17 protein-coding genes are annotated in these 20376 nt (G+C 68.8%); 16 read left to right on the top strand and 1 reads right to left on the bottom strand.

Annotated elements, in window-relative coordinates; translation table 11 throughout:
* The first annotated feature begins 14 nt into the window (after positions 1–14).
* The 13 genes from WS49_RS13365 to WS49_RS13305 all read left to right on the top strand — a co-directional run bounded on the left by WS49_RS13365 (position 15) and on the right by WS49_RS13305 (position 15848).
* Positions 15–944: a Gfo/Idh/MocA family protein gene (locus tag WS49_RS13365; protein ID WP_059528959.1), complete on the top strand. Its 930-nt coding sequence runs from the start codon at positions 15–17 to the stop codon at positions 942–944.
* 81 nt (positions 945–1025) lie between these two features.
* Positions 1026–2030: an arabinose ABC transporter substrate-binding protein gene (locus WS49_RS13360; protein WP_059528956.1), complete on the top strand. Its 1005-nt coding sequence runs from the start codon at positions 1026–1028 to the stop codon at positions 2028–2030.
* Between the two features lie 20 nt (positions 2031–2050).
* Entirely contained in the window at positions 2051–3592 is a 1542-nt protein-coding gene (araG, locus tag WS49_RS13355) for an L-arabinose ABC transporter ATP-binding protein AraG (RefSeq protein ID WP_059529121.1), read from the top strand.
* 25 nt (positions 3593–3617) lie between these two features.
* The gene (gene araH, locus WS49_RS13350) at positions 3618–4637 is read left to right on the top strand and encodes an L-arabinose ABC transporter permease AraH (protein ID WP_044847378.1); all 1020 of its coding nucleotides are present in this window, start codon (positions 3618–3620) and stop codon (positions 4635–4637) included.
* A gap of 51 nt (positions 4638–4688) precedes the next feature.
* A complete protein-coding gene (locus WS49_RS13345) occupies positions 4689–5588 on the top strand; it encodes an SMP-30/gluconolactonase/LRE family protein (protein WP_059528954.1) in 900 nt (299 codons plus the stop codon).
* A 172-nt stretch (positions 5589–5760) separates the two neighbouring features.
* Positions 5761–6264 carry a MarR family winged helix-turn-helix transcriptional regulator gene (locus tag WS49_RS13340; RefSeq protein WP_059528951.1) on the top strand — a complete coding sequence of 168 codons (504 nt, stop codon included), beginning with the start codon at positions 5761–5763 and terminating at the stop codon, positions 6262–6264.
* Between the two features lie 230 nt (positions 6265–6494).
* Positions 6495–7325 (top strand): p-hydroxycinnamoyl CoA hydratase/lyase, encoded by an 831-nt coding sequence (locus tag WS49_RS13335; RefSeq protein ID WP_059448873.1) that lies wholly within the window; start codon positions 6495–6497, stop codon positions 7323–7325.
* Positions 7326–7390: 65 nt separating this feature from the next.
* Positions 7391–8839 carry an aldehyde dehydrogenase gene (locus WS49_RS13330; RefSeq protein ID WP_059528948.1) on the top strand — a complete coding sequence of 483 codons (1449 nt, stop codon included), beginning with the start codon at positions 7391–7393 and terminating at the stop codon, positions 8837–8839.
* A complete protein-coding gene (locus WS49_RS13325; protein WP_059528946.1) occupies positions 8836–10743 on the top strand; it encodes a feruloyl-CoA synthase in 1908 nt (635 codons plus the stop codon). Before WS49_RS13330 ends, WS49_RS13325 begins: the two co-directional genes overlap by 4 nt.
* 152 nt (positions 10744–10895) lie before the next feature.
* Positions 10896–12101 (top strand): 3-(3-hydroxy-phenyl)propionate transporter MhpT, encoded by a 1206-nt coding sequence (gene mhpT, locus WS49_RS13320; RefSeq protein ID WP_059528943.1) that lies wholly within the window; start codon positions 10896–10898, stop codon positions 12099–12101.
* 67 nt (positions 12102–12168) lie between these two features.
* Positions 12169–13317 carry a porin gene (locus tag WS49_RS13315; protein ID WP_059528940.1) on the top strand — a complete coding sequence of 383 codons (1149 nt, stop codon included), beginning with the start codon at positions 12169–12171 and terminating at the stop codon, positions 13315–13317.
* Between the two features lie 28 nt (positions 13318–13345).
* A complete protein-coding gene (locus tag WS49_RS13310) occupies positions 13346–15070 on the top strand; it encodes a tannase/feruloyl esterase family alpha/beta hydrolase (protein ID WP_082725509.1) in 1725 nt (574 codons plus the stop codon).
* A 160-nt stretch (positions 15071–15230) separates the two neighbouring features.
* Positions 15231–15848, top strand: coding sequence for a 3'-5' exonuclease (locus WS49_RS13305; protein WP_059528935.1), 618 nt, complete (start codon positions 15231–15233; stop codon positions 15846–15848).
* Positions 15849–15940: 92 nt separating this feature from the next.
* On the opposite strand, the gene WS49_RS13300 is transcribed toward WS49_RS13305, so the two are convergent.
* Complete coding sequence (locus WS49_RS13300; RefSeq protein ID WP_059528932.1) at positions 15941–16654, bottom strand: GntR family transcriptional regulator; 714 nt, start codon at positions 16652–16654, stop codon at positions 15941–15943.
* 172 nt (positions 16655–16826) lie between these two features.
* On the opposite strand from WS49_RS13300, the gene WS49_RS13295 reads away from it, so the two are divergent.
* The 3 genes from WS49_RS13295 to hydA are packed head-to-tail and all read left to right on the top strand — an operon-like array spanning position 16827 to position 20331.
* Positions 16827–18125, top strand: coding sequence for an MFS transporter (locus tag WS49_RS13295; protein ID WP_059528929.1), 1299 nt, complete (start codon positions 16827–16829; stop codon positions 18123–18125).
* Positions 18126–18176: 51 nt separating this feature from the next.
* The gene (locus WS49_RS13290) at positions 18177–18905 is read left to right on the top strand and encodes a maleate cis-trans isomerase family protein (RefSeq protein ID WP_059528927.1); all 729 of its coding nucleotides are present in this window, start codon (positions 18177–18179) and stop codon (positions 18903–18905) included.
* A 10-nt stretch (positions 18906–18915) separates the two neighbouring features.
* Entirely contained in the window at positions 18916–20331 is a 1416-nt protein-coding gene (hydA, locus tag WS49_RS13285) for a dihydropyrimidinase (protein ID WP_059528923.1), read from the top strand.
* Positions 20332–20376: the final 45 nt, after the last annotated feature.

The following is a 20376-nucleotide window of genomic DNA, read 5'->3' as shown; positions in this document are numbered from 1 at the left end:
AAGGAGGAACGCAGATGAGCAACGTGATTTCGCTGGGCGTGATCGGGATCGGCAAGATCGCGCGCGACCAGCACCTGCCGGCGATCGCCGCCGAACCGGGTTTCGTGCTGACCGCGTGCGCGAGCCGTCACGCGGAAGTCAGCGGCGTGCGCAATTATCAGGACCTGCGCGCGCTGCTGGCCGCCGAACCCGAACTCGACGCGGTGTCGCTGTGCGCGCCGCCGCAGGTGCGCTACGCGCAGGCGCGCGCCGCGCTCGAAGCCGGCAAGCACGTGATGCTCGAAAAGCCGCCGGGCGCGACGCTCGGCGAAGTGGCCGCGCTCGACGCGCTCGCGCACGAACGCGGCCTCACGCTGTTCGCGACCTGGCATTCGCGCTGCGCGAGCGCGGTGGAACCGGCGCGCGCATGGCTCGCGACGCGCACGATCCGCGCGGTGCAGGTGCGCTGGAAGGAAGATGTGCGGCGCTGGCATCCGGGCCAGCAGTGGATCTGGGAACCCGGCGGCCTCGGCGTGTTCGATCCCGGCATCAACGCGTTGTCGATCGTCACGCGGATCCTGCCGCGCGAACTCGTGTTGCGCGAGGCGACGCTCTACGTGCCGAGCGACGCGCAGATGCCGATCGCGGCCGAACTCGATTGCGCCGATACGGAAGGCGTGCCCGTGCGCGCGGAATTCGACTGGCGGCACGGCCCCGTCGAGCAATGGGAAATCGCGGTCGACACGTCGGACGGCGTGCTCGCGATCAGCCGCGGCGGCGCGCAATTGTCGATCGGCGGCGAGCCGGTCGAGATCGGGCCGCAGCGCGAATATCCGGCGCTGTATGCGCAGTTCCGCGCGCTGATCGCGCGCGGCGAAAGCGACGTCGACGTGCGGCCGTTGCGGCTCGTCGCCGATGCGTTTCTGTTCGGGCGGCGCGTCGGGACCGACGCGTTCGGCCGCTGACACCGTGCCGGCGCGCGCCATCGCGAGCGCGACCGCGCACGACGGTAGTTGAAGACCCAAGCCAATACAAGGAGACACCGCATGAACCGCACGATTCGCCGACACACCCTGCGCGCGCTGCTGGCCGCGCTTTGCATTGCGCCGTTCGGGATGCACGGCGCGGCGCACGCCGACGCGCCGCTGAAGATCGGCTTCCTGGTGAAGATGCCCGAGCAGGCATGGTTCATCAACGAGCAGAACGCGGCGTCCGCGCTGGGCCAGAAGGAAAACTTCTCGGTCGTGAAGATCGGCACGCCGGACGGCGAGAAGGTGCTGGCCGCGATCGACAACCTCAACTCGCAAGGCGCGCAGGGCTTCGTGATCTGCGCGCCCGACGTGCGCCTCGGGCCGGCGATCGCCGCGCGCGCGAAGCGCTACAACATGAAGTTCGTGACGGTCGACGACCAGCTCGTCGACTCGACCGGCAAGCCGCTCACGAACGTGCCGCACCTCGGGATGTCGGCGACCAAGATCGGCAACCAGGTCGGCCAGGCGATCGCCGACGAGATGAAGCGGCGCGGCTGGAAGCCCGAGGAAGTCGGCGCGCTGCGCATCACCAACTACGAGCTGCCGACGGCGAAGCTGCGCACCGACGGCGCGACGCAGGCGTTGCTCGCGAACGGCTTCCGCAAGGAGAACATCTTCGACGCGCCGCAGAAGACGACCGACGACAGCGGCGGCCTCGAGGCGGCCTTCCCGGTGCTCTCGCGCCATCCGAACGTGAAGAAATGGGTGGTCTTCGCGCTGAACGAGGAAACCGTGCTCGGCGCGGTGCGCGCGACCGAACAGCTGCACATCCCGGCGGCCGACGTGATCGGCGTCGGCATCAACGGCGCGGGCGAGGCGTTCGCCGAATTCCAGAAGAAGGAACCGACCGGCTTCTACGGAACGATCGCGGTCAGCTCGACGAACCACGGCAAGGACAGCACGCAGAACCTCGTCGACTGGATCCGTAACGGCAAGACGCCGCCCGCCGACACGCAGACGAGCGGCAAGCTGATGACGCGCACGAACTGGCAGGCCGTGCGCACCGAGCTCGGCATCTGAGCGTGCGGGGCGACGACGCGATGACGATGCAGACGATGACGGCCGTGTCCGACCACGACGACGCGGCCACGTCCGGCGATGCGCTGCTCGCGCTCGACGGCATCACCGTGACGTTCCCCGGCGTGCGCGCGCTCGACGGCGTGTCGCTGTCGGTGCGCGCGGGCGAAGTGCACGGGCTGATGGGCGAGAACGGCGCGGGCAAGTCGACGCTGCTGAAGGTGCTGTCCGGCGTGAACCAGCCGCAGGCCGGCACGCTGACGCTGAACGGCACGGTGCAGCGCTTCGCGTCGACGCGCGCCGCGCTCGAGGCCGGCATCGCGATCATCTACCAGGAGCTGCATCTGGTGCCCGAGCTGACGGTCGCGGAGAACCTGATGCTCGGCCAGTTGCCGAGCCGGCTCGGCGTGGTCGACGAACGTGCGCTTGCGGTGCGCGCGCTCGATGCGCTGGAGCGGCTCGGCGAGCATATCGATCCGGACATTCCGGTGAAATATCTGTCGATCGGCCAGCGCCAGATGATCGAGATCGGCAAGGCGCTGATGCGCGACGCGCGCGTGATCGCATTCGACGAACCGACCAGCTCGCTGTCCGCGCGCGAGACCACGCAGCTGTTCCGTATCATCCGTTCGCTGCGGGCGGAAGGCCGCGCGATCATCTACGTCACGCACCGGATGGAGGAAGTCGACGCGCTGTGCGACCGCGTGACGGTATTCCGCGACGGCCGCCGGATCGAGACGTTCGAATCCGTCGCCGATCTCGACCGGGACCGGCTGATCGGCTGCATGGTCGGCCGCTCGATCGAGGACGTGTACGGCTACCGGCCGCGCACGGCCGGCGACGTGCTGATCGAGGCGAAGGGGCTGATGGGGCCCGGCCTGTCCGAGCCGGTGTCGTTCGCGGCGCGGCGCGGCGAGATCGTCGGCTTCTTCGGGCTCGTCGGCGCGGGGCGTTCGGAGCTGATGAAGCTGCTGTACGGCGCGGCGCGCCCGAGCGGCGGGCACGTCGAGCTGGGCGGCAAGCGCGTCGCGTTCGCGAGCCCGCGCGACGCGGTGCGTGCCGGCATCGCGCTGTGCCCGGAGGACCGCAAGCAGGAAGGCATCGTCGCGATCGCGTCGGTCGCCGACAACCTGAACATCAGCGCGCGCCGCCATTTCAGCCCGGCGCGCGTGCTGCTCGACGCGCGGCGCGAACGCGAACTCGCGCAACGCTACATCGAGCGGCTCGCGATCAAGACCCGCGACGGCGAGACGCCGATCGGCGCGCTGTCGGGCGGCAACCAGCAGAAGGTCGTGCTCGCGCGCTGGCTGGCCGAGCGCATCGACGTGTTCCTGATGGACGAGCCGACGCGCGGCATCGACGTCGGCGCGCGCGCGGAAATCTACAACCTGTTCTACGAGCTCGCGGAAGCGGGCCGCACGGTGATCATCGTGTCGAGCGACCTGGCCGAGGTGATCGGCGTGTCGGACCGCATCGTCGTGATGAAGGAAGGGCGGATCGCGGGCGAGATCGCGAAGGCGCAGGCGACGCCCGATGCGCTGATCAAGCTCGCGCTGCCGCGCTAGCGCAGTCAACCGGAAAGCAACCGATATGAGCCAGGCAATGCAACCCCAACGTACTTCCCCGTCCCCGGATGCCGCGGCCGCGCCCGCGCGAGCGCGCGGCGGCGTGTGGCAACTGATCAACCGCTCCGGCATCGTGATGGTGTTCCTCGTGCTGTTCGCGACGCTGTCGCTGACCGTGCCGGACTTCCTCACGCCGCGCAACATCCAGGGCCTGCTGCTGTCGGTCACGCTGATCGGCTCGATCGCGGTGACGATGATGTTCGTGCTCGCGCTCGGCGAAGTCGACCTGTCGGTCGCGTCGATCGTCGCGTTTTCGGGCGTCGTCGCGTCGACGCTGATCACCGCGACGCACAGCGTCGTGCTCGGCATCGCGGCCGGCGTGCTCGCGGGCGGTGCGGTCGGGCTCGTCAACGGCGTGCTGATCGCGCGCTGGCGGATCAATTCGCTGATCGTCACGCTCGCGATGATGGAAGTCGTGCGCGGGCTCGCGTTCATCACGTCGAACGGCGACGCGGTGATGATCTCCGAGGAGCGCTTCTTCGATCTCGGCGGCGGGTCGTTCCTCGGCATTTCGTATCCGATCTGGAGCAACATCGTCGGCTTCGTCGTGTTCGGTTTCCTCTTGCGCAAGACCGTGTTCGGCAAGAACGTGCTGGCCGTCGGCGGCAACGGCGAGGCCGCGCTGCTCGCGGGGCTGCCGGTGATGCGCATCAAGATCGCGGTGTTCGTGCTGCAGGGGCTCGTGACCGGCTTCGCCGGCGTGATGCTCGCGTCGCGGATGAGCCTCGGCGATCCGAAGACGTCGGTCGGCCTCGAACTCGGCGTGATCTCCGCGTGCGTGCTCGGCGGCGTATCGCTGACGGGCGGCGTCGCGACGATTTCCGGCGTGCTGGTCGGCGTGCTGATCATGGGTTCCGTGCAGGACGCGATGAGCCTGCTGAACGTGCCGACCTTTTACCAATATCTGATACGCGGCGGAATTCTGTTGCTCGCGGTGCTGTTCGACCAGTATCGTCGCAACCAGCGGCGCGCGATGAAGATCTGACCCTGACGAACGCGCGTCCGCCCGCGAAGGCGACAGATATCGGGAGACGGCATGCAACAGATTGATCCGGGCGCGGCGGCGCTGCTCGTCGACAGCCGCAACACGCTCGGCGAAGGCGCGACGTGGTGCGACGCCACGCACGCGCTGTACTGGACGGACATCGAAGGCGCGCGGCTGTGGCGCTGCCGCGCGGACGGCTCGGACCTCGCGCAGTGGCCGATGCCCGAGCGGCTCGCGTGCTTCGCGCTGACGAACGAGCCGAACGTGCTGCTCGTCGGGCTCGCGACGCATCTCGCGTTTTTCGACCTGCGCAGCGGCGAATTCACGCGGATCGTCGACGTCGAACCCGATCTGCCGACGCGGCTGAACGACGGCCGCTGCGATCCGTTCGGCGCGTTCGTGTTCGGGATGAAGGACGAAGGCGGCGACCCGCCGCGCGCGGTCGGCGGCTTCTACCGGCTCAATCCGGACCTCACGCTCGAACGGCTTGCGTTGCCGGCGGCGGCGATCGCGAACAGCATCGCGTTCTCGCCGGACGGGTCGAAGATGTATTTCTGCGATTCGATGGTGCGCGAGATTTTCGTCTGCGATTACCGTGCAGGCGGCGATGTCGCGAACGTGCGGCCGTTCGCGCGCCTGACCGATCCCGACGGCGATCCGGACGGTTCGATCGTCGATCGCGACGGCGGCCTGTGGAATGCGCAGTGGGGCGGCCGGCGCGTGGTGCGCTACGGGCCGGACGGCGTCGAGACGGACCGCGTGACCGTGCCGACCGCGCAGCCGAGCTGCGTGACGCTCGACGGCGAAGGCCGGCTGTACGTGACGAGCGCGCGCGTCGGATTGAGCGACGACGCGCTGGCGAGCGATGCGCACGCCGGCGGCGTATTCGTCGCCCGGACGCGCTACACGGGGCTGCCGACCGCGCGATTCGCGGGGGCGCCGCGCGGCTGACCGCGTGTCGGATCCCGTTCATGGGATGCGTCCGACGCAGCGAGCCAGGCGATCCGGCGCGCGGTCAGCCGCGCATGCACGCGCGCACGGAGGCGGTCCGGCTTGCCGGAACACGCCGATCGCTCCCCCGACGTGCTGGTAAGATGGCCCGCAATTCCATCCCGCCCGCACCATGAGTTCCGCACCGACCAAGCCCGCGAACGCGAAAAACGCCGCGAAGAACGCCGCCCGCGCGACGGGCGACAAGCAGAAGGCCCGCGTGCCGCAGCGCCTGACCTACGTGGTCGGCAGTCTCGAACGGCTGCTGCGCCGCCACATGACCGACGCGCTCGCGCCGCTCGGCATCACGCTCGCGCAATACACGGCGCTGTCGGTGCTCGAGGCGCGCGGCGCGTCGTCGAACGCGCAACTGGCGGAACGCTCGTTCATCACGCCGCAATCGGCGAACGAGGTGATGAGCGTGATGGCCGCCCGCGGTTTCGTCACGCGCGAAGCCGACCCGTCGCACGGCCGCATCATCCTGCTGACGCTGACCGACGAAGGCGCGGCGATGCTGCGCGAATGCGAAGCCGTGCTGCGTCCGCTCGAGACGCGGATGCTCGGCGACGTCTCCATCGACGACGCCACGCACGTGCAGCGCACGCTCGAACTGTTCGCGCGCAACCTGCGCCGCTGACCCTTTCCCGAACCTGCACGACACGGGCCCGTGCGGCCCGTGTTCGCGTTCCCGCCCGCTCGCCGGTCGCCTGACCGTTCCCCGATTCCAGCATCGCCGCCGCTTTCCGCTCCGGGTTTACACCGGCGCTCGTGCCGCTTGCAATATCAGGTAGCCTGATATTAAATGAAGTCGTTCGCAGCAGGAATGCTGCGCACCGAATCGCACAGGAACGAACGACAGGAACAGACATGAGCAAGTACGACAACCGCTGGCAGACCGTTGAAGTGAAGGTGGAGGCCGGCATCGCGTGGGTCACGCTGAACCGCCCCGAGAAGCGCAACGCAATGAGCCCGACGCTGAACCGGGAGATGCTGGAGGTCCTCGACGCGGTCGAATTCGACGACGAGGCGAAGGTGCTGGTGCTGACCGGCGCGGGCGCGGCGTGGACGGCCGGCATGGATCTGAAGGAATATTTCCGCGAGATCGACGGCGGCTCCGACGCGCTGCAGGAAAAGGTGCGGCGCGACGCGTCGGAATGGCAGTGGCGCCGCCTGCGGATGTACAACAAGCCGACGATCGCGATGGTGAACGGCTGGTGCTTCGGCGGCGGCTTCTCGCCGCTCGTCGCGTGCGACCTCGCGATCGCGGCGGACGAAGCGGTGTTCGGGCTGTCCGAAATCAACTGGGGCATCCCGCCGGGCAACCTCGTCAGCAAGGCGATGGCGGACACGGTCGGGCATCGCCGCGCGCTGCACTACATCATGACCGGCGACACGTTCACCGGTGTCGAGGCGGCTGAAATGGGCCTCGTGAACAGCAGCGTGCCGCTGGCCGGCCTGCGCGACGCGACGATCGCGCTCGCCGCGCGGCTGATGGACAAGAACCCGGTCGTGCTGCGCGCGGCGAAGCACGGCTTCAAGCGTTCGCGCGAACTCACGTGGGAGCAGTGCGAGGATTACCTGTATGCGAAGCTCGACCAGGCGCAGCTGCGCGATCCGGAGCGCGGCCGCGAGCAGGGGCTGAAGCAGTTCCTCGACGACAAGACGATCAAGCCGGGCCTGCAGGCATACAAGCGCTGATACAAGCACGAGCGCCGATACAAGCGCCGACGCAACCGACAGAGACAGGCAAGGCAGGAGACGACATGACCGACAGACGGATGCTGATCGCCGGCGAGTGGTGCACCGCCCGCGACGGCCGAACCTTCGACCGATTCAACCCCGCGACGGGCGCGCTCGCGTCGCGCGCGCCGGCGGCCGGCCCGGCCGACGCCGACGCGGCGATCGAAGCCGCGCATCGCGCGTTCCCCGCATGGGCGGCGCTCGCGCCGACCGAACGGCGCCGCCGCCTGCTGAAGGCCGCGGACCTGATGGACGCGCGCATCGACGCGTTCATCGCGACCGGCGTCGCCGAAACGGGCGCGACGCCCGGCTGGCTCGGCTTCAACGTGAGGCTCGCGGCGAACATGCTGCGCGAGGCCGCGTCGATGACGACGCAGATCGACGGCGACGTGATCCCGTCCGACGTGCCCGGCAATCTCGCGCTGGCGATGCGCGTGCCGTGCGGCGTCGTGCTCGGCATCGCGCCGTGGAACGCGCCGGTGATCCTCGGTACGCGCGCGCTGGCGATGCCGCTCGCATGCGGCAACACGGTCGTGCTGAAGGCGTCCGAAGCGTGCCCGGGCGTGCACGCGCTGATCGGCGCGGTGCTGGAGGATGCCGGGCTCGGCGCGGGCGTCGTGAACGTGATCACGCACGCGGCGGCCGATGCGCCCGAACTCGTCGAGCGGCTGATCGCGCATCCGCACGTGAAGCGGATCAACTTCACCGGCTCCACGCACGTCGGGCGCATCATCGCGCGCCATGCGGCCGCGCACCTGAAACCCGTGCTGCTCGAACTCGGCGGCAAGGCGCCGGTGCTCGTGCTCGACGATGCCGATCTCGATGCGGCCGTCGACGCGATCGCGTTCGGCGCGTTCTTCAACCAGGGGCAGATCTGCATGTCGACCGAGCGCGTGATCGCCGCGCGGCCGATCGCCGATGCGCTCGTCGAACGGCTGGCCGACAAGGCGCGCTCGCTGGTCGCCGGCGATCCGCTGGCGGGCCATGCGCTCGGCACGATGGTCGATGCGGCCGCGGCCGCGCGTGCCGCGTCGCTCGTCGAGGATGCGCGTGCGCACGGCGCGCGCCTGCCGCTCGGCTGCCGGATCGAGGGCGCGACGATGCAGCCCGCGATCGTCGACGGCGTCACGCGCGACATGCGGCTGTATCGCGAGGAATCGTTCGCGCCGGTGGTGGCGATCCTGCGCGCGGACAGCGACGACGAAGCGGTCGCGCTCGCGAACGACAGCGAGTTCGGGCTGTCGGCGAGCGTGTTCAGCCGCGATATCGCACGCGCGATGACGGTCGCGCGCCGGATCGAATCGGGGATCTGCCACATCAACGGGCCGACCGTGCACGACGAGGCGCAGATGCCGTTCGGCGGCACGAAGGCGAGCGGCTACGGCCGCTTCGGCAGCCGCGCGTCGATCGCCGAATTCACCGAGCTGCGCTGGATCACCGTGCAGACCACACCGCGTCATTACCCGATATGAGCGAACCGACGATGAATGTTGCGACGCCCGTAAGCGGGCCGGCGAACGACACCGGCGGCGTGCGCTATCGCGCGGCGGCCGTCGCGGTCGGCGCGGCCGAGATTCGTCGCGCGGAAAACGGCACGTGGTACCTGCGCTCGCGCGAACCGCTCGGCGACTACCCGACGCGCCTGACCGACTGCCTCGTGCGCGGCGCGCACGCGCATCCCGACCGCGTGCTCGCCGCGCGGCGCGGCGCCGATGGCAACTGGATCGAAATCACTTACGCGCAGATGCTCGAACGCGCCCGCGCGCTCGGCCAGGGTCTCATCGATCTCGGGCTGTCGGTCGAGCGACCGCTCGCGGTGCTGTCCGGCAACGATCTCGAGCATCTGCAGCTGATGTTCGCGGCGATGCTGGCCGGCGTGCCGTATGCGCCGATCTCGCCCGCGTATTCGCTGGTGTCGACCGATTACGGCAAGCTGCGTCACACGCTCGGCGTGCTGCGGCCGGGCGCGGTGTTCGTCGCCGAGCGCGCGCCGTTCGCGCGTGCGCTCGACGCGACGCTGCCGGCCGATGCGGCGCTGATCGTCGCGAACGATGCGGATGCCGATGGCGTCGCGGCGGGCCGCGTCGTGCCGCTGTCGCGCCTGCTCGCGACCGTTCCGCGCACGATCGACGCGATCCATGAAGCGGTCGGCCCCGATCATCTCGCGAAGATCCTGTTCACGTCGGGGTCGACGAAGCAGCCGAAGGCCGTGCCGACCACGCACCGGATGCTGTGCAGCAACCAGCAGATGCTGCGCCAGACGATGCCCGAGCTGACGCGCGAACCGCCGGTGCTGGTCGACTGGCTGCCGTGGAATCACACGTTCGGTGGCAGTCACAACCTCGGCATCGCGCTGTACAACGGCGGCACGCTGTACATCGACGACGGCCGCCCGGTGCCGGGCCGCTTCGATGAAACCGTGCGCAACCTGCGCGAGATCGCGCCGACGATCTACTTCAACGTGCCGAAGGGCTGGGAAGAGCTGACCGTCGCGCTCGAACGCGATGCCGTGCTGCGCGACACGTTCTTCTCGCGCGTGAAGCTGTATTTCTTCGGCGGCGCGGGGCTGTCGCAGGCCGCGTGGGACCGGCTCGACCGCGTGACCGACGCGCATTGCGGCGAGCGCATCCGGATCATGGCCGGCCTCGGGATGACGGAGGCGTCGCCGTCGTGCCTGTTCACGACCGGGCCGCTGATGCGCGCCGGCTACATCGGCCTGCCCGCACCCGGCTGCGACGCGAAGCTCGTGCCGTGCGGCGGCAAGCTCGAACTGCGCTTCAAGGGGCCGAACGTGATGCGCGGCTACTGGCATGCCGACGTCGATCCGCGCGACGTATTCGACGACGAGGGTTATTACCGCAGCGGCGACGCGGGGGTCTTCGCCGATCCTGAGCGGCCGGAACTCGGGCTGCTGTTCGACGGCCGGCTGACCGAGGATTTCAAGCTGAGCAGCGGCACGTTCGTCAGCGTCGGGCCGTTGCGGGCGAACGCGGTGTCGAGCGGCGCGCCGTACGTGCAGGACGTGGTCGTCACCGGGATCAACCGCGACGACATCGGGCTGCTGGTGTTTCCGCGCATCGACGCATGCCGCGCGCTGGCGGGGCTCGCAGCCGATGCACCGGTTTCCGACGTGCTGCGCGCGCCGGCCGTGCGCGCGGCGTTCGCGTCGTGGCTTGCCGTGCTGAACCGGCATGCAAGCGGCGGTTCGACGTTCGTCGCGCGCATCCGGCTGATCGATACGCCGCCGTCGCTCGATCTCGGTGAAGTGACCGACAAGGGTTCGCTGAACCAGGCGGCCGTGCAGAAGCATCGCGCGGCGACGATCGACGCGCTGTACGACCCGGCGCGGCGCGATCCCGACGTGATTTACGCGTAGGCGGAAGCCAACCGAAGCAAACCGAAGCAAGCAGCGACAACGACCTGCCGGCCACGATACCGGCAGGCATTCTTGCGGCCAGTGAATCAGGCTGCCTGATAAGGCCTGCCGATGCAGGCCGACCGACTACAAGACATGGGACTGGAGACACGATGAACACTTACGTTGCCGAAAAACCCACGGTCGCGACCACGCTCGCGCTGTGTTTCGCGATCGCACTCCTCGAAGGGCTCGACCTGCAGTCGGTCGGCGTCGCCGCGCCGCGCATGGCGCGCGAATTCGGGCTCTCCGTGTCGCAGATGGGCATCGCGTTCAGCGCGGGCACCTTCGGGCTGCTGCCGGGGGCGATGCTCGGCGGGCGCCTCGCCGACCGGATCGGACGCAAGCGCGTGCTGATCGCGTCGGCCATGCTGTTCGGACTGCTGTCGATCGCCACCGCGCAGGTGTCGACCTTCGCGATGCTCGTCGTCGTGCGCGTGCTGACCGGCATCGGCCTCGGCGGCGCGATGCCGAACCTGATCGCGCTGTCGTCCGAAGCGGTCGAGCCGCGCTCGCGCAGCAGCGCGGTGGCGACGATGTATTGCGGCATCCCGTTCGGCGGCGTGATCGCGTCGCTGATCGGCGTGCTGCTCGCCGGCGACACCGAATGGCGGCACATCTTCTACGTCGGCGGCGTGGGGCCGCTGCTGCTCGTGCCGCTGCTGGCGTTGTTCCTGCCGGAATCGCGCGCATATCTCGACGTCGCCGGCACGCCGGCCGCGCGCACCAGCGTCGCGCGCACGCTGTTCGGCGATGGCCGCACGACGTCGACGGTCGCGCTGTGGGTCAGCTATTTCTGCACGCTGATCGTCCTCTACTTCCTGCTGAACTGGCTGCCGTCGCTGATGGCCTCGCGCGGGCTCGATCGCGCGCACGTCGGCCTCGTGCAGATCGCGTTCAACGTCGGCGCGGGGCTCGGCGCGCTCGGCATCGGCGCGGCGCTCGACCGGATGCGCGCGTCGCGCGTGGTCGGCGGCATGTATGTCGGGATCGTGCTGTCGCTCGCCGCGCTCGCGGCCGCGCCCGGCTTCGCGTCGCTCTCGGCGGCCGCGTTCGCGGCGGGGATGTTCGTGGTCGGCGGGCAGTCGGTGCTGTATGCGCTCGCGGCGATCTACTACCCGACCGCGATGCGCGGCACCGGCGTTGGCGCGGCGGTGGCCGTCGGCCGGCTCGGTTCCGTCGTCGGGCCGCTCGCGGCCGCGACGCTGCTGGCCGCCGGCCGCAGCGCGCCCGTCGTGATCGGCGCGAGCATCCCCGTCACGCTCGTCGCGGCCTTCGCTGCATTCGTGCTGATTCGCCGCCCGCAAGCCGGCGACTGAAACGTTTCGTTTTTTCAATGCGCGCCGTCAGAGCGCGCGATTCAACACGGTCTGGAGACGCAACGCTATGAAGACGAAGACAAGGAACGGCCTGCTGGCCGCCGGCGCGTGCTGCGCGCTCGCCGCGCCGGGCGCGCACGCGCAGTCGAGCGTGACGCTGTACGGGATCATCGATACGGGCGTCGAGTTCGTGTCGCACGCGAACGCGGCCGGCGATCACGTCGTGCGCATGCCGGGCGTGACGGGCGAGCTGCCGTCGCGCTGGGGCCTGCGCGGCACCGAGGATCTCGGCGGCGGCTACCAGGCGGTGTTCACGCTCGAAAGCGGCTTCAACGTGCGCGGCGGCGATCTCGGGCAGGGCGGCCGGCTGTTCGGGCGGCAGGCGTTCGTCGGGCTGAAGAGCGGCTTCGGCACGCTCGCGTTCGGCCGCCAGTACACGATGACCTATCTCGCGCTGCAGGGCGCGGACATCATCGGCCCCGACATCTACGGGCTCGGCTCGTTCGACGCGTACGTGCCGAACGGCCGCGCCGACAACGCGGTGACCTACGTCGGCACGTATCGCGGCGTGACGCTCGGTGCCGCGTATTCGTTCGGCCGCGACGGCGCGGGCACCGGCAATTCGCCGGGGCAGGGCACGTGCGCGGGGCAGGTGCCGGGCGATGCCGTCCAGTGCCGCAACTGGTCGGTGATGCTCAAGTACGACAGCGCGTATTTCGGTGCGGCGGCGTCGTACGAGGAGCAGCGCGGCGGCACCGGCGCGGCCGCGAACTTCTTCGACGGCGTCGCGCCGGTCGCCTTCACCAGCAGCGGCGGCAAGGACGCGCGCACGCACGTGAGCGCGTATGCGCAGGCGGCCGGCGCGCGCATCGGCGCGGGGTGGATCGGGCGGCGCGTGTCGACCGGTTCGCCGGCCGCGCCCGGCGCGCATTCGGATCTGTTCTTCCTCGGTGCATCGTATGCGATCAAGCCCGACTTCGTCGTCGACGGCGAGGGCTACCGGATCGTCAACAGCGCGCACGACACGCGCGCGACGATGGCCACGCTGCGCGCGACCTATCTGCTGACCAAGCGCACGGCCGTCTACGCGCAATCCTCGTATCTGTGGAACAGCGCGCATGCACGCTACGCGGTCAGCGGCGGCGGCCCCGGCACGACGCCCGGCGCGGGGATGGGGCAGCTCGGCGCGATGGTCGGCGTGCGGCACATGTTCTGATCCGGCAGCCTGACGAAGGGGAGATATCTTGAACGGAAAATCTGCATTCCTTTGCATTGCGCCGCTGTCGGCGGCGGCCATGCTCGCCGGATGCGGCGGCGACGATTCGGTCAGCGCCACGCCGACACATCTGAGCGCCGCGACGCCGGCCGCGATGACGCAGGCCTGCGACGCGCTCGCCGCGAAGCTGTCGTATGCGAACACGTCGTTCACGTCGGTGACGACCGCGGCCGCCGGCGCGCTGAAGGTGGCCGGCAAGCCGATCGCCGAACACTGCGTGATCGACGGGAAGATGAACGAGCGCGTGAGCGCGGTGGACGGCCAGACCTATGCGATCGGCTTCGAGATGCGTTTGCCGAAAGCGTGGAACGGCCGCTTCTTCTACCAGGCGAACGGCGGGCTCGACGGCAACGTCATGACCGCGACCGGCGAGATCGGCGGCGGCGGACCGCTGACCGACGCGCTGAACATGGGCTTCGCGGTGATCAGCTCGGATTCCGGGCACAGCGCCGCGCAGAACCCGCTGTTCGGCCTCGACCCGCAGGCGCGGCTCGATTACGGCTACGGCGCGGTCGACGCGCTCACGCCGATGGCGAAGCAGGTGATCCGGCTCGCATACGGGAAGATGCCCGACCGCAGCTATTTTGGCGGCTGCTCGAACGGCGGCCGTCACGCGATGGTCACGGCCGTGCGCAACGCGGGCGACTACGACGGGATCATCGCGGGCGACCCGGGCTTCCACCTGCCGAAGGCGGCGATCGGCGAGATGTACGGCGCGCAGCAGTTCGCGAAGATCGCGTCGGCGACCGGCGCGAACGGGCTGCCGGACATCCGTAGCGGCTTCACCGACACGGAGCGCCGGTTGGTCGGCGCGGCGATTCTCGACAAGTGCGATGCGCTCGACGGCGTGGCCGACGGGATGGTGCAGGACGTCGGCGCATGCCAGGCGCATTTCAGCGTCGAGACGGACATCCCGACCTGCGCGAACGGCACGCGCACGGGCGCCTGCCTGACGACGGCGCAGAAGAGCGCGCTCGAAAACGTGTTCGCGGGCGCGCGCAACAGCGCGGGCACGGCGCTCTATGCGAGCTTTCCGTACGATCCGGGCATCGCGGCCGGCGGCTGGGCCGCGTGGAAGCAGTCGAACTCGGTCACGCTCGACCCGGCCGCGATGGCGTTCACGTTCACGACGCCGCCGAAAACCGCCGCGACGCTCGCGAACCTCGCCGGTTTCGCGCTCGGCTTCGACATGGACAACGACGCGCCGGCGATCTTCGCGACGAGCGGCGTCTATACGCAATCCGCGTGGTCGTTCATGACGCCGCCCGACGAGACCAACCTGTCCGCGCTGAAGTCGCGCGGCGCGAAGCTGCTCGTCTATCACGGCATCGGCGACCCGGTGTTCTCGTACAACGACACGAGCGACTGGTACGGCCGGCTCGCGCAGGCGAACGGTGGCGACGCGTCGGACTTCGCGCGCTTCTATCCGGTGCCGGGCATGAACCATTGCTCGGGCGGGCCGGCAGCCGACCAATTCGACATGCTGACGCCGCTCGTCGCGTGGGTCGAGCAGGGGCAGGCGCCCACGGCGATCGTCGCCACGGCGCGCGACACGACGAACGCGGTGCCGAATGCGGATGTGCCGACGTCGTGGGGCGCGGGACGCACGCGTCCGCTGTGTCCGTATCCGCAGGTCGCGCGCTACAACGGGTCGGGCGACGTGAATTCGGCGGCGAGCTTCAGTTGTCGCTGACGCAGCGGGCGTGCCGGCCTGCACGGACCTGGCGATGCGCCACGCACGACGACGGCGTTTGCCGCCCGACACCGCATCCGGGGATACTATGGCGCTTTTCCGTCGGCGCGACGCGTCCCGATCGACGTGGCGCGCCAGGTATCCCTCCTCCGATTCGACCATGCAAACCGTAGCGGTACTCGACTTCGAAACAACCGGGCTTTCCCCGAACATGGGCGACAGGGCGACCGAGATCGCCGTGATTCTGCTGCGCGACGGCGAGATCGTCGACCGCTACCAGAGCCTGATGAACGCGGGGCGCCGCATTCCGTCCGACGTCGTCGCGCTCACCGGCATCACGAACGAGATGATTGCGTCGGCGCCGCCGGTGTCGAAGGTCATGAAGGAAGCCGCCGCATTCGTCGGAAGCCACCCCGTCGTCGCGCACAACGCCGGCTTCGACAAGCGGTTCTGGCAGGCCGAGCTCGGCATGCTCGGCGTGGCGGCCGAGCATGCGTTCGCGTGCACGATGCTCGTCGCGCGGCGCATCTACCCGCACGCGCAAAGTCACCGGCTGTCGAGCCTCGCCGACATGCTGCGGCTGCCGAAGGCAGGCCGCGCCCACCGCGCGATGGTCGACGCGGAGATCGCGACCCATCTGTGGTGTCGGATGCAGCGCGACATCGGCGAGACTTACGGGCTGCGACAAGTCGATCACGGGCTCATGTCGCGCTTGCAGACGACGAGCAAGGCCAAGGTCGCGACGTTTTTCGGTTCATTGGCCGCCGACCGGCGCTGACGCCGGTCGTCAGTCTCCGATCTCCACCGGCACCTCGAGCCCGACCTTCACGCGGCTGCCGCCGGAGCAGGGCGGCCTGCGCGCAGCCGGCTTTACGCTTCGGCCGCCCGCTTGCCCGGCGCGTCGGCCGTGCTCGTGCGATCGAGGATCGCCAGCACTTCGCGCGCGGTGTTTTCCGAATGGCTGCGCAGCACCTGCGGCAGCTGCGTGTGGTCGGGATCGGCGAGCGCGGCCATGATGGCTTCGTGCTCGTGCAGCGATTCGGCCCAGCGCAGCGTGTCCGCGTTCGCGGCGCCGCGTGCGCGGTGCACCTTCGACATCAGCGACGCATAGATGCCCGACAGCACCGGGTTGCCCGCCGCGTCGACGATCATCTGATGAATCTGCTGGTTCAGCCGGAAATATTCGACGCGCTTGCCGGCCTCGTGGCAATCGACCATCCGCCGGTGCTTCGCCTGCAACGCGGCGAGCGTCGACGCGGCGATGCGCTTGCGCAGCAACTCTCCCGCCATCGCCTCGAGCCCGTGCAGCAGCTCGAACGTCGACACGAGATCGTCGACGTCGATCGGTGCGACGCGATAGCCGATGTACTGGCGATGCGTGACGGCACCTTCCGCGACGAGCACCTTCAGCGCTTCGCGCAGCGGCGTCTTCGACACGTCGAACGCGAGGCTCAGTTCCTTTTCGTCGATCCGCGCGCCGGGCGGCAATTCGCCTTCGTCGATCATCACGCGCAGGCGCGCGGCGATCTCCGCGGCCATGCCGCGGGTGCGCAGAAGCAGGGGATTGCGGGGTGTCTGGCTCATGATGGGGCAAGCTTATCACGATATCGGGGCTTACCCTGCACCATCGTAGTGATCAAACAAATTCAATTAAACCAAGTGTTTACGCTAACGGTAATTATAAATTTCTAATCCTATACTCGGTTCCACGTTGCGCGACGTCCTGACCATCCTCGTTCACTCCTGGAGTCCGTCCATGTCTTCAACCTCCGGTGTCGCCGGCCTGACGGTCGGCAAATCCGCCGTCCGCTGGAAGATATTCGTCGTCATGCTGAGCCTCATCGCGATCAACTACGTCGATCGCGCGTCGCTGTCCGTCGCCATGCCTTACATCTCGCAGGAGTTCAACATCGGGCCGGCGATGGAGGGTCTGATCCTCAGCTCGTTCTTCTGGACCTATGCGGTGATGCAGATCCCGGGCGGGATGCTCGCCGACCGGTTCAAGCCGCGCATCGTGATCGCGACGGCGACCGTGTTCTGGGGCTTCTTCCAGGCCATCGCCGCGCTGTGCACGAGCGCGCCGGCGCTGCTGCTCACGCGCCTCGGCCTCGGCGCGTCCGAAGCGCCGATCTATCCGGCCGGCGGCAAGCTCAACGCGATCTGGATGACGCAGACCGAGCGCGGCCGCGGCGCCACGCTGCTCGACGGCGGTGCGCCGCTCGGCGCGGCCCTGGGCGCGGTGCTGATCGCCGGTCTCATCGCGCTGCTCGGCTCGTGGCGGCTCGCGTTCGCGGTGGCCGGGGTCGGCACCGTGCTGGCCGGTTTCCTCGCGTGGTACTACATCCGCAACACGCCGCGCGAGCACCCGGGCGTCAACGATCTCGAAGCCGATTACATCGAGGCGTCGCACGCGAGCGATCGCGCGGCCGAACCGGCCGATGCATCGGGCCGCTCGCGCGACTTCTTCAAGTACCGCTCGGTGTGGTGCATGTTCTTCGGCTGGATGTGCTTCAACAGCGTGTTCTACGGGCTGCTCACGTGGATGCCGAACTATCTGCACAAGGTGCACGGCTTCGACATCAAGCAGATGGGCGGCTCGACCTTCATCATCTTTTTCTGCGGCTTCGTCGGCGAGCTGCTCGGCGGCTGGATCGCCGACAAGTGGAAGGCCGCGGGCGGCCGGCCGAACGTCGTGATGCGCACGCTGTTCGGCATCGCGGCCGTGATCGCGACCGTGTCGATCTTTTCCGTCGCCTACGTGAAGAGCCCGGTCGTGTGCGTCGCGCTGCTGTCGTCGACGCTGTTCTTCCTGCGCTGGTGCGGGCTGTACTGGTGCATTCCGTCGTCGCTCGGCACGCGCGACAAGATCGGCTTCCTCGGCGGCTTCATGAACCTCGGCGGCAACATCGGCGGCATCACCGTGCCGATCGTCGTCGGCGCGATCGTGCAGTTCACCGGTTCCTATTTCCTTGCGCTGATGGTGTTCGCGGCGGCCGGCGTCGGCCTGCTCGCGTGCTCCAGCGCGATCGACTACGAAAACAAGCTCCCCGTCTGACCGACCCCTTTCACTGCATCGACTGCATTCACTGGTAGAGAGAAATCCATCATGAAGAAACGTACCCTGCTCGGCATGCTCACCCCGTCGTCCAACACGTCGCTCGAACCGCTGACGAGCGCGATGGTCGCCGGCCTGCCGGGCGTGTCCGCGCACTTCGCGCGCTTTCCCGTCACCGAGATCTCGCTGACGGGCCAGGCGCTCGGCCAGTTCGACGACGACAAGATCATCCAGGCCGCGATGCTGCTCGCCGACGCGAAGGTCGACGTGATCGCGTGGAACGGCACGTCGTCCGGCTGGCTCGGCTTCGAGGCGGACGAACGGCTGTGCCAGCGCATCACCGCAGCGACCGGCATTCCGGCCACGACCTCCGTGCTCGCGCTCAACGAGATCCTGAAGAAGACCAGCGCGCACGAGTTCGGCCTCGTCACGCCGTATCTGGACGACGTGCAGACGAAGATCGTCGACAACTATCGCCGCTCGGGGTTGAACTGCATCGCCGAGCGCCACCTGAACCTGAAGGTCAATTTCTCGTTCTCCGAAGTAACGGGCGACCAGATCGGCGCGATGGTGCGCGAAGTCGCGAAGGCCGGCCCGCGCGCGATCTCGATCTTCTGCACGAACCTGAACGCCGCGCACCTGGTGCCGGCGCTCGAGGAAGAGACGGGCATTCCGATCTACGACACGATCTCGACCGTGGTGTGGAAGTCGCTGCAGCTCGCCGACTACGACACGCGGCAGGTGAAGGGCTGGGGGCGTCTCTTCAGCGACGTGATCTGAGGCGCGCGCCATGTCGAACGATCTCGATTTCGTGATCCGTCACGCGGACGTCGTGACGGCGGCGGACCGGTTCTCGTGCGACATCGGCATCCGCGCGGGGCGCGTGGCCATGCTCGGCCACGGGCTCCCGCGCGCGCCGCGCGAGCTCGATGCGACCGGGATGCTGGTGATGCCGGGCGGCGTCGATGCGCACTGCCATCTCGACCAGCCGATGCCCGACGGGCTGAAGATGGCCGACGACTTCCTGTCCGGCACGCGCTCCGCGCTGTGCGGCGGCACGACCACCGTCGTGCCGTTCGCCGCGCAGGCGAAGGGGCAGTCGCTGCAGGCGGCCGTCGACGACTATCACCGGCGCGCGGAAGGGCGCGCGTTGATCGACTACGGCTTTCACCTGATCGTCGCCGATCCGACGCCGCACGTGCTGGCCGAGGAGCTGCCGCGGCTGATCGCGAACGGCTACACGTCGTTCAAGGTGTACATGACCTACGACGACCTGAAGCTGAACGACCGGCAGATGCTCGACGTGCTGTCGGTCGCGCGCGAGCACGGCGCGCTCGTGATGGTGCATGCGGAAAACTCGGACTGCATCGGCTGGCTGACCGAGCGGCTGCTCGGCGACGGCCACGTCGCGCCGCATTTCCATGCGCATGCGCGGCCGGCGGTGGTCGAGCGCGAGGCGACACATCGCGCGATCGCGTTCGCGGAACTCGTCGACGTGCCGATCCTGATCGTGCACGTGTCGGGCGCCGAGGCGATCGAGCAGATCCGCTGGGGGCAATCGCGCGGGTTGCCGATCCTGGCCGAAACCTGCCCGCAGTATTTGTATCTGACGGCAGCCGATCTCGGTCATCACGGTCACGACGGCTACGAAGGTGCGAAATGCGTATGCAGCCCGCCGCCGCGCGATCCGGCCAACCAGCAGGCCGTATGGAAGGCGCTGAAGCAGGGCGTATTCTCGGTATTCTCGTCCGATCACGCGCCGTTCAACTACGACGATCCGTGCGGCAAGCATCCGGGCGGGCAGGCCGTGTCGTTCGACCATATCCCGAATGGAATCCCGGGCCTGGAGACGCGCCTGCCGCTGCTGTTCGACGGCGTGCGCAAGGGGCAGTTGTCGCTGCATCAGTTCGTCGAGCTGACGTCGCTGCGGCCCGCGAAGCTGTACGGGCTGTATCCGCGCAAGGGGACGATCGCGGTTGGCGCCGATGCGGATATCGTCGTGTGGGATCCGGACAAGCGCGTGCGGATCGCGAATGCGTCGCTGCATCACGCGGTCGACTACACGCCTTACGAGGGGATCGAGGTGACGGGCTGGCCGCGTCATTGCCTGTCGCGCGGCGAACTGCTCGTCGAGGACGGCCGGCTGCTCGCGGCGGAGCCGGGGCGCGGGCGCTTCCTGCCGGCCAGCAAGCCGTGTCTCGATTGATTTCCCGGGATTCGACGCGACAGCCCGCCCGACGTGGCGGGCGCG

It is taken from the genome of Burkholderia sp. RF7-non_BP4 (assembly GCF_001521935.1).
Taxonomy (GTDB): Bacteria; Pseudomonadota; Gammaproteobacteria; order Burkholderiales; family Burkholderiaceae; genus Burkholderia; species Burkholderia diffusa.
The sequence above is the reverse complement of the archived record's forward strand: the minus strand, read 5'-3'. Positions and strand labels throughout refer to the sequence as shown.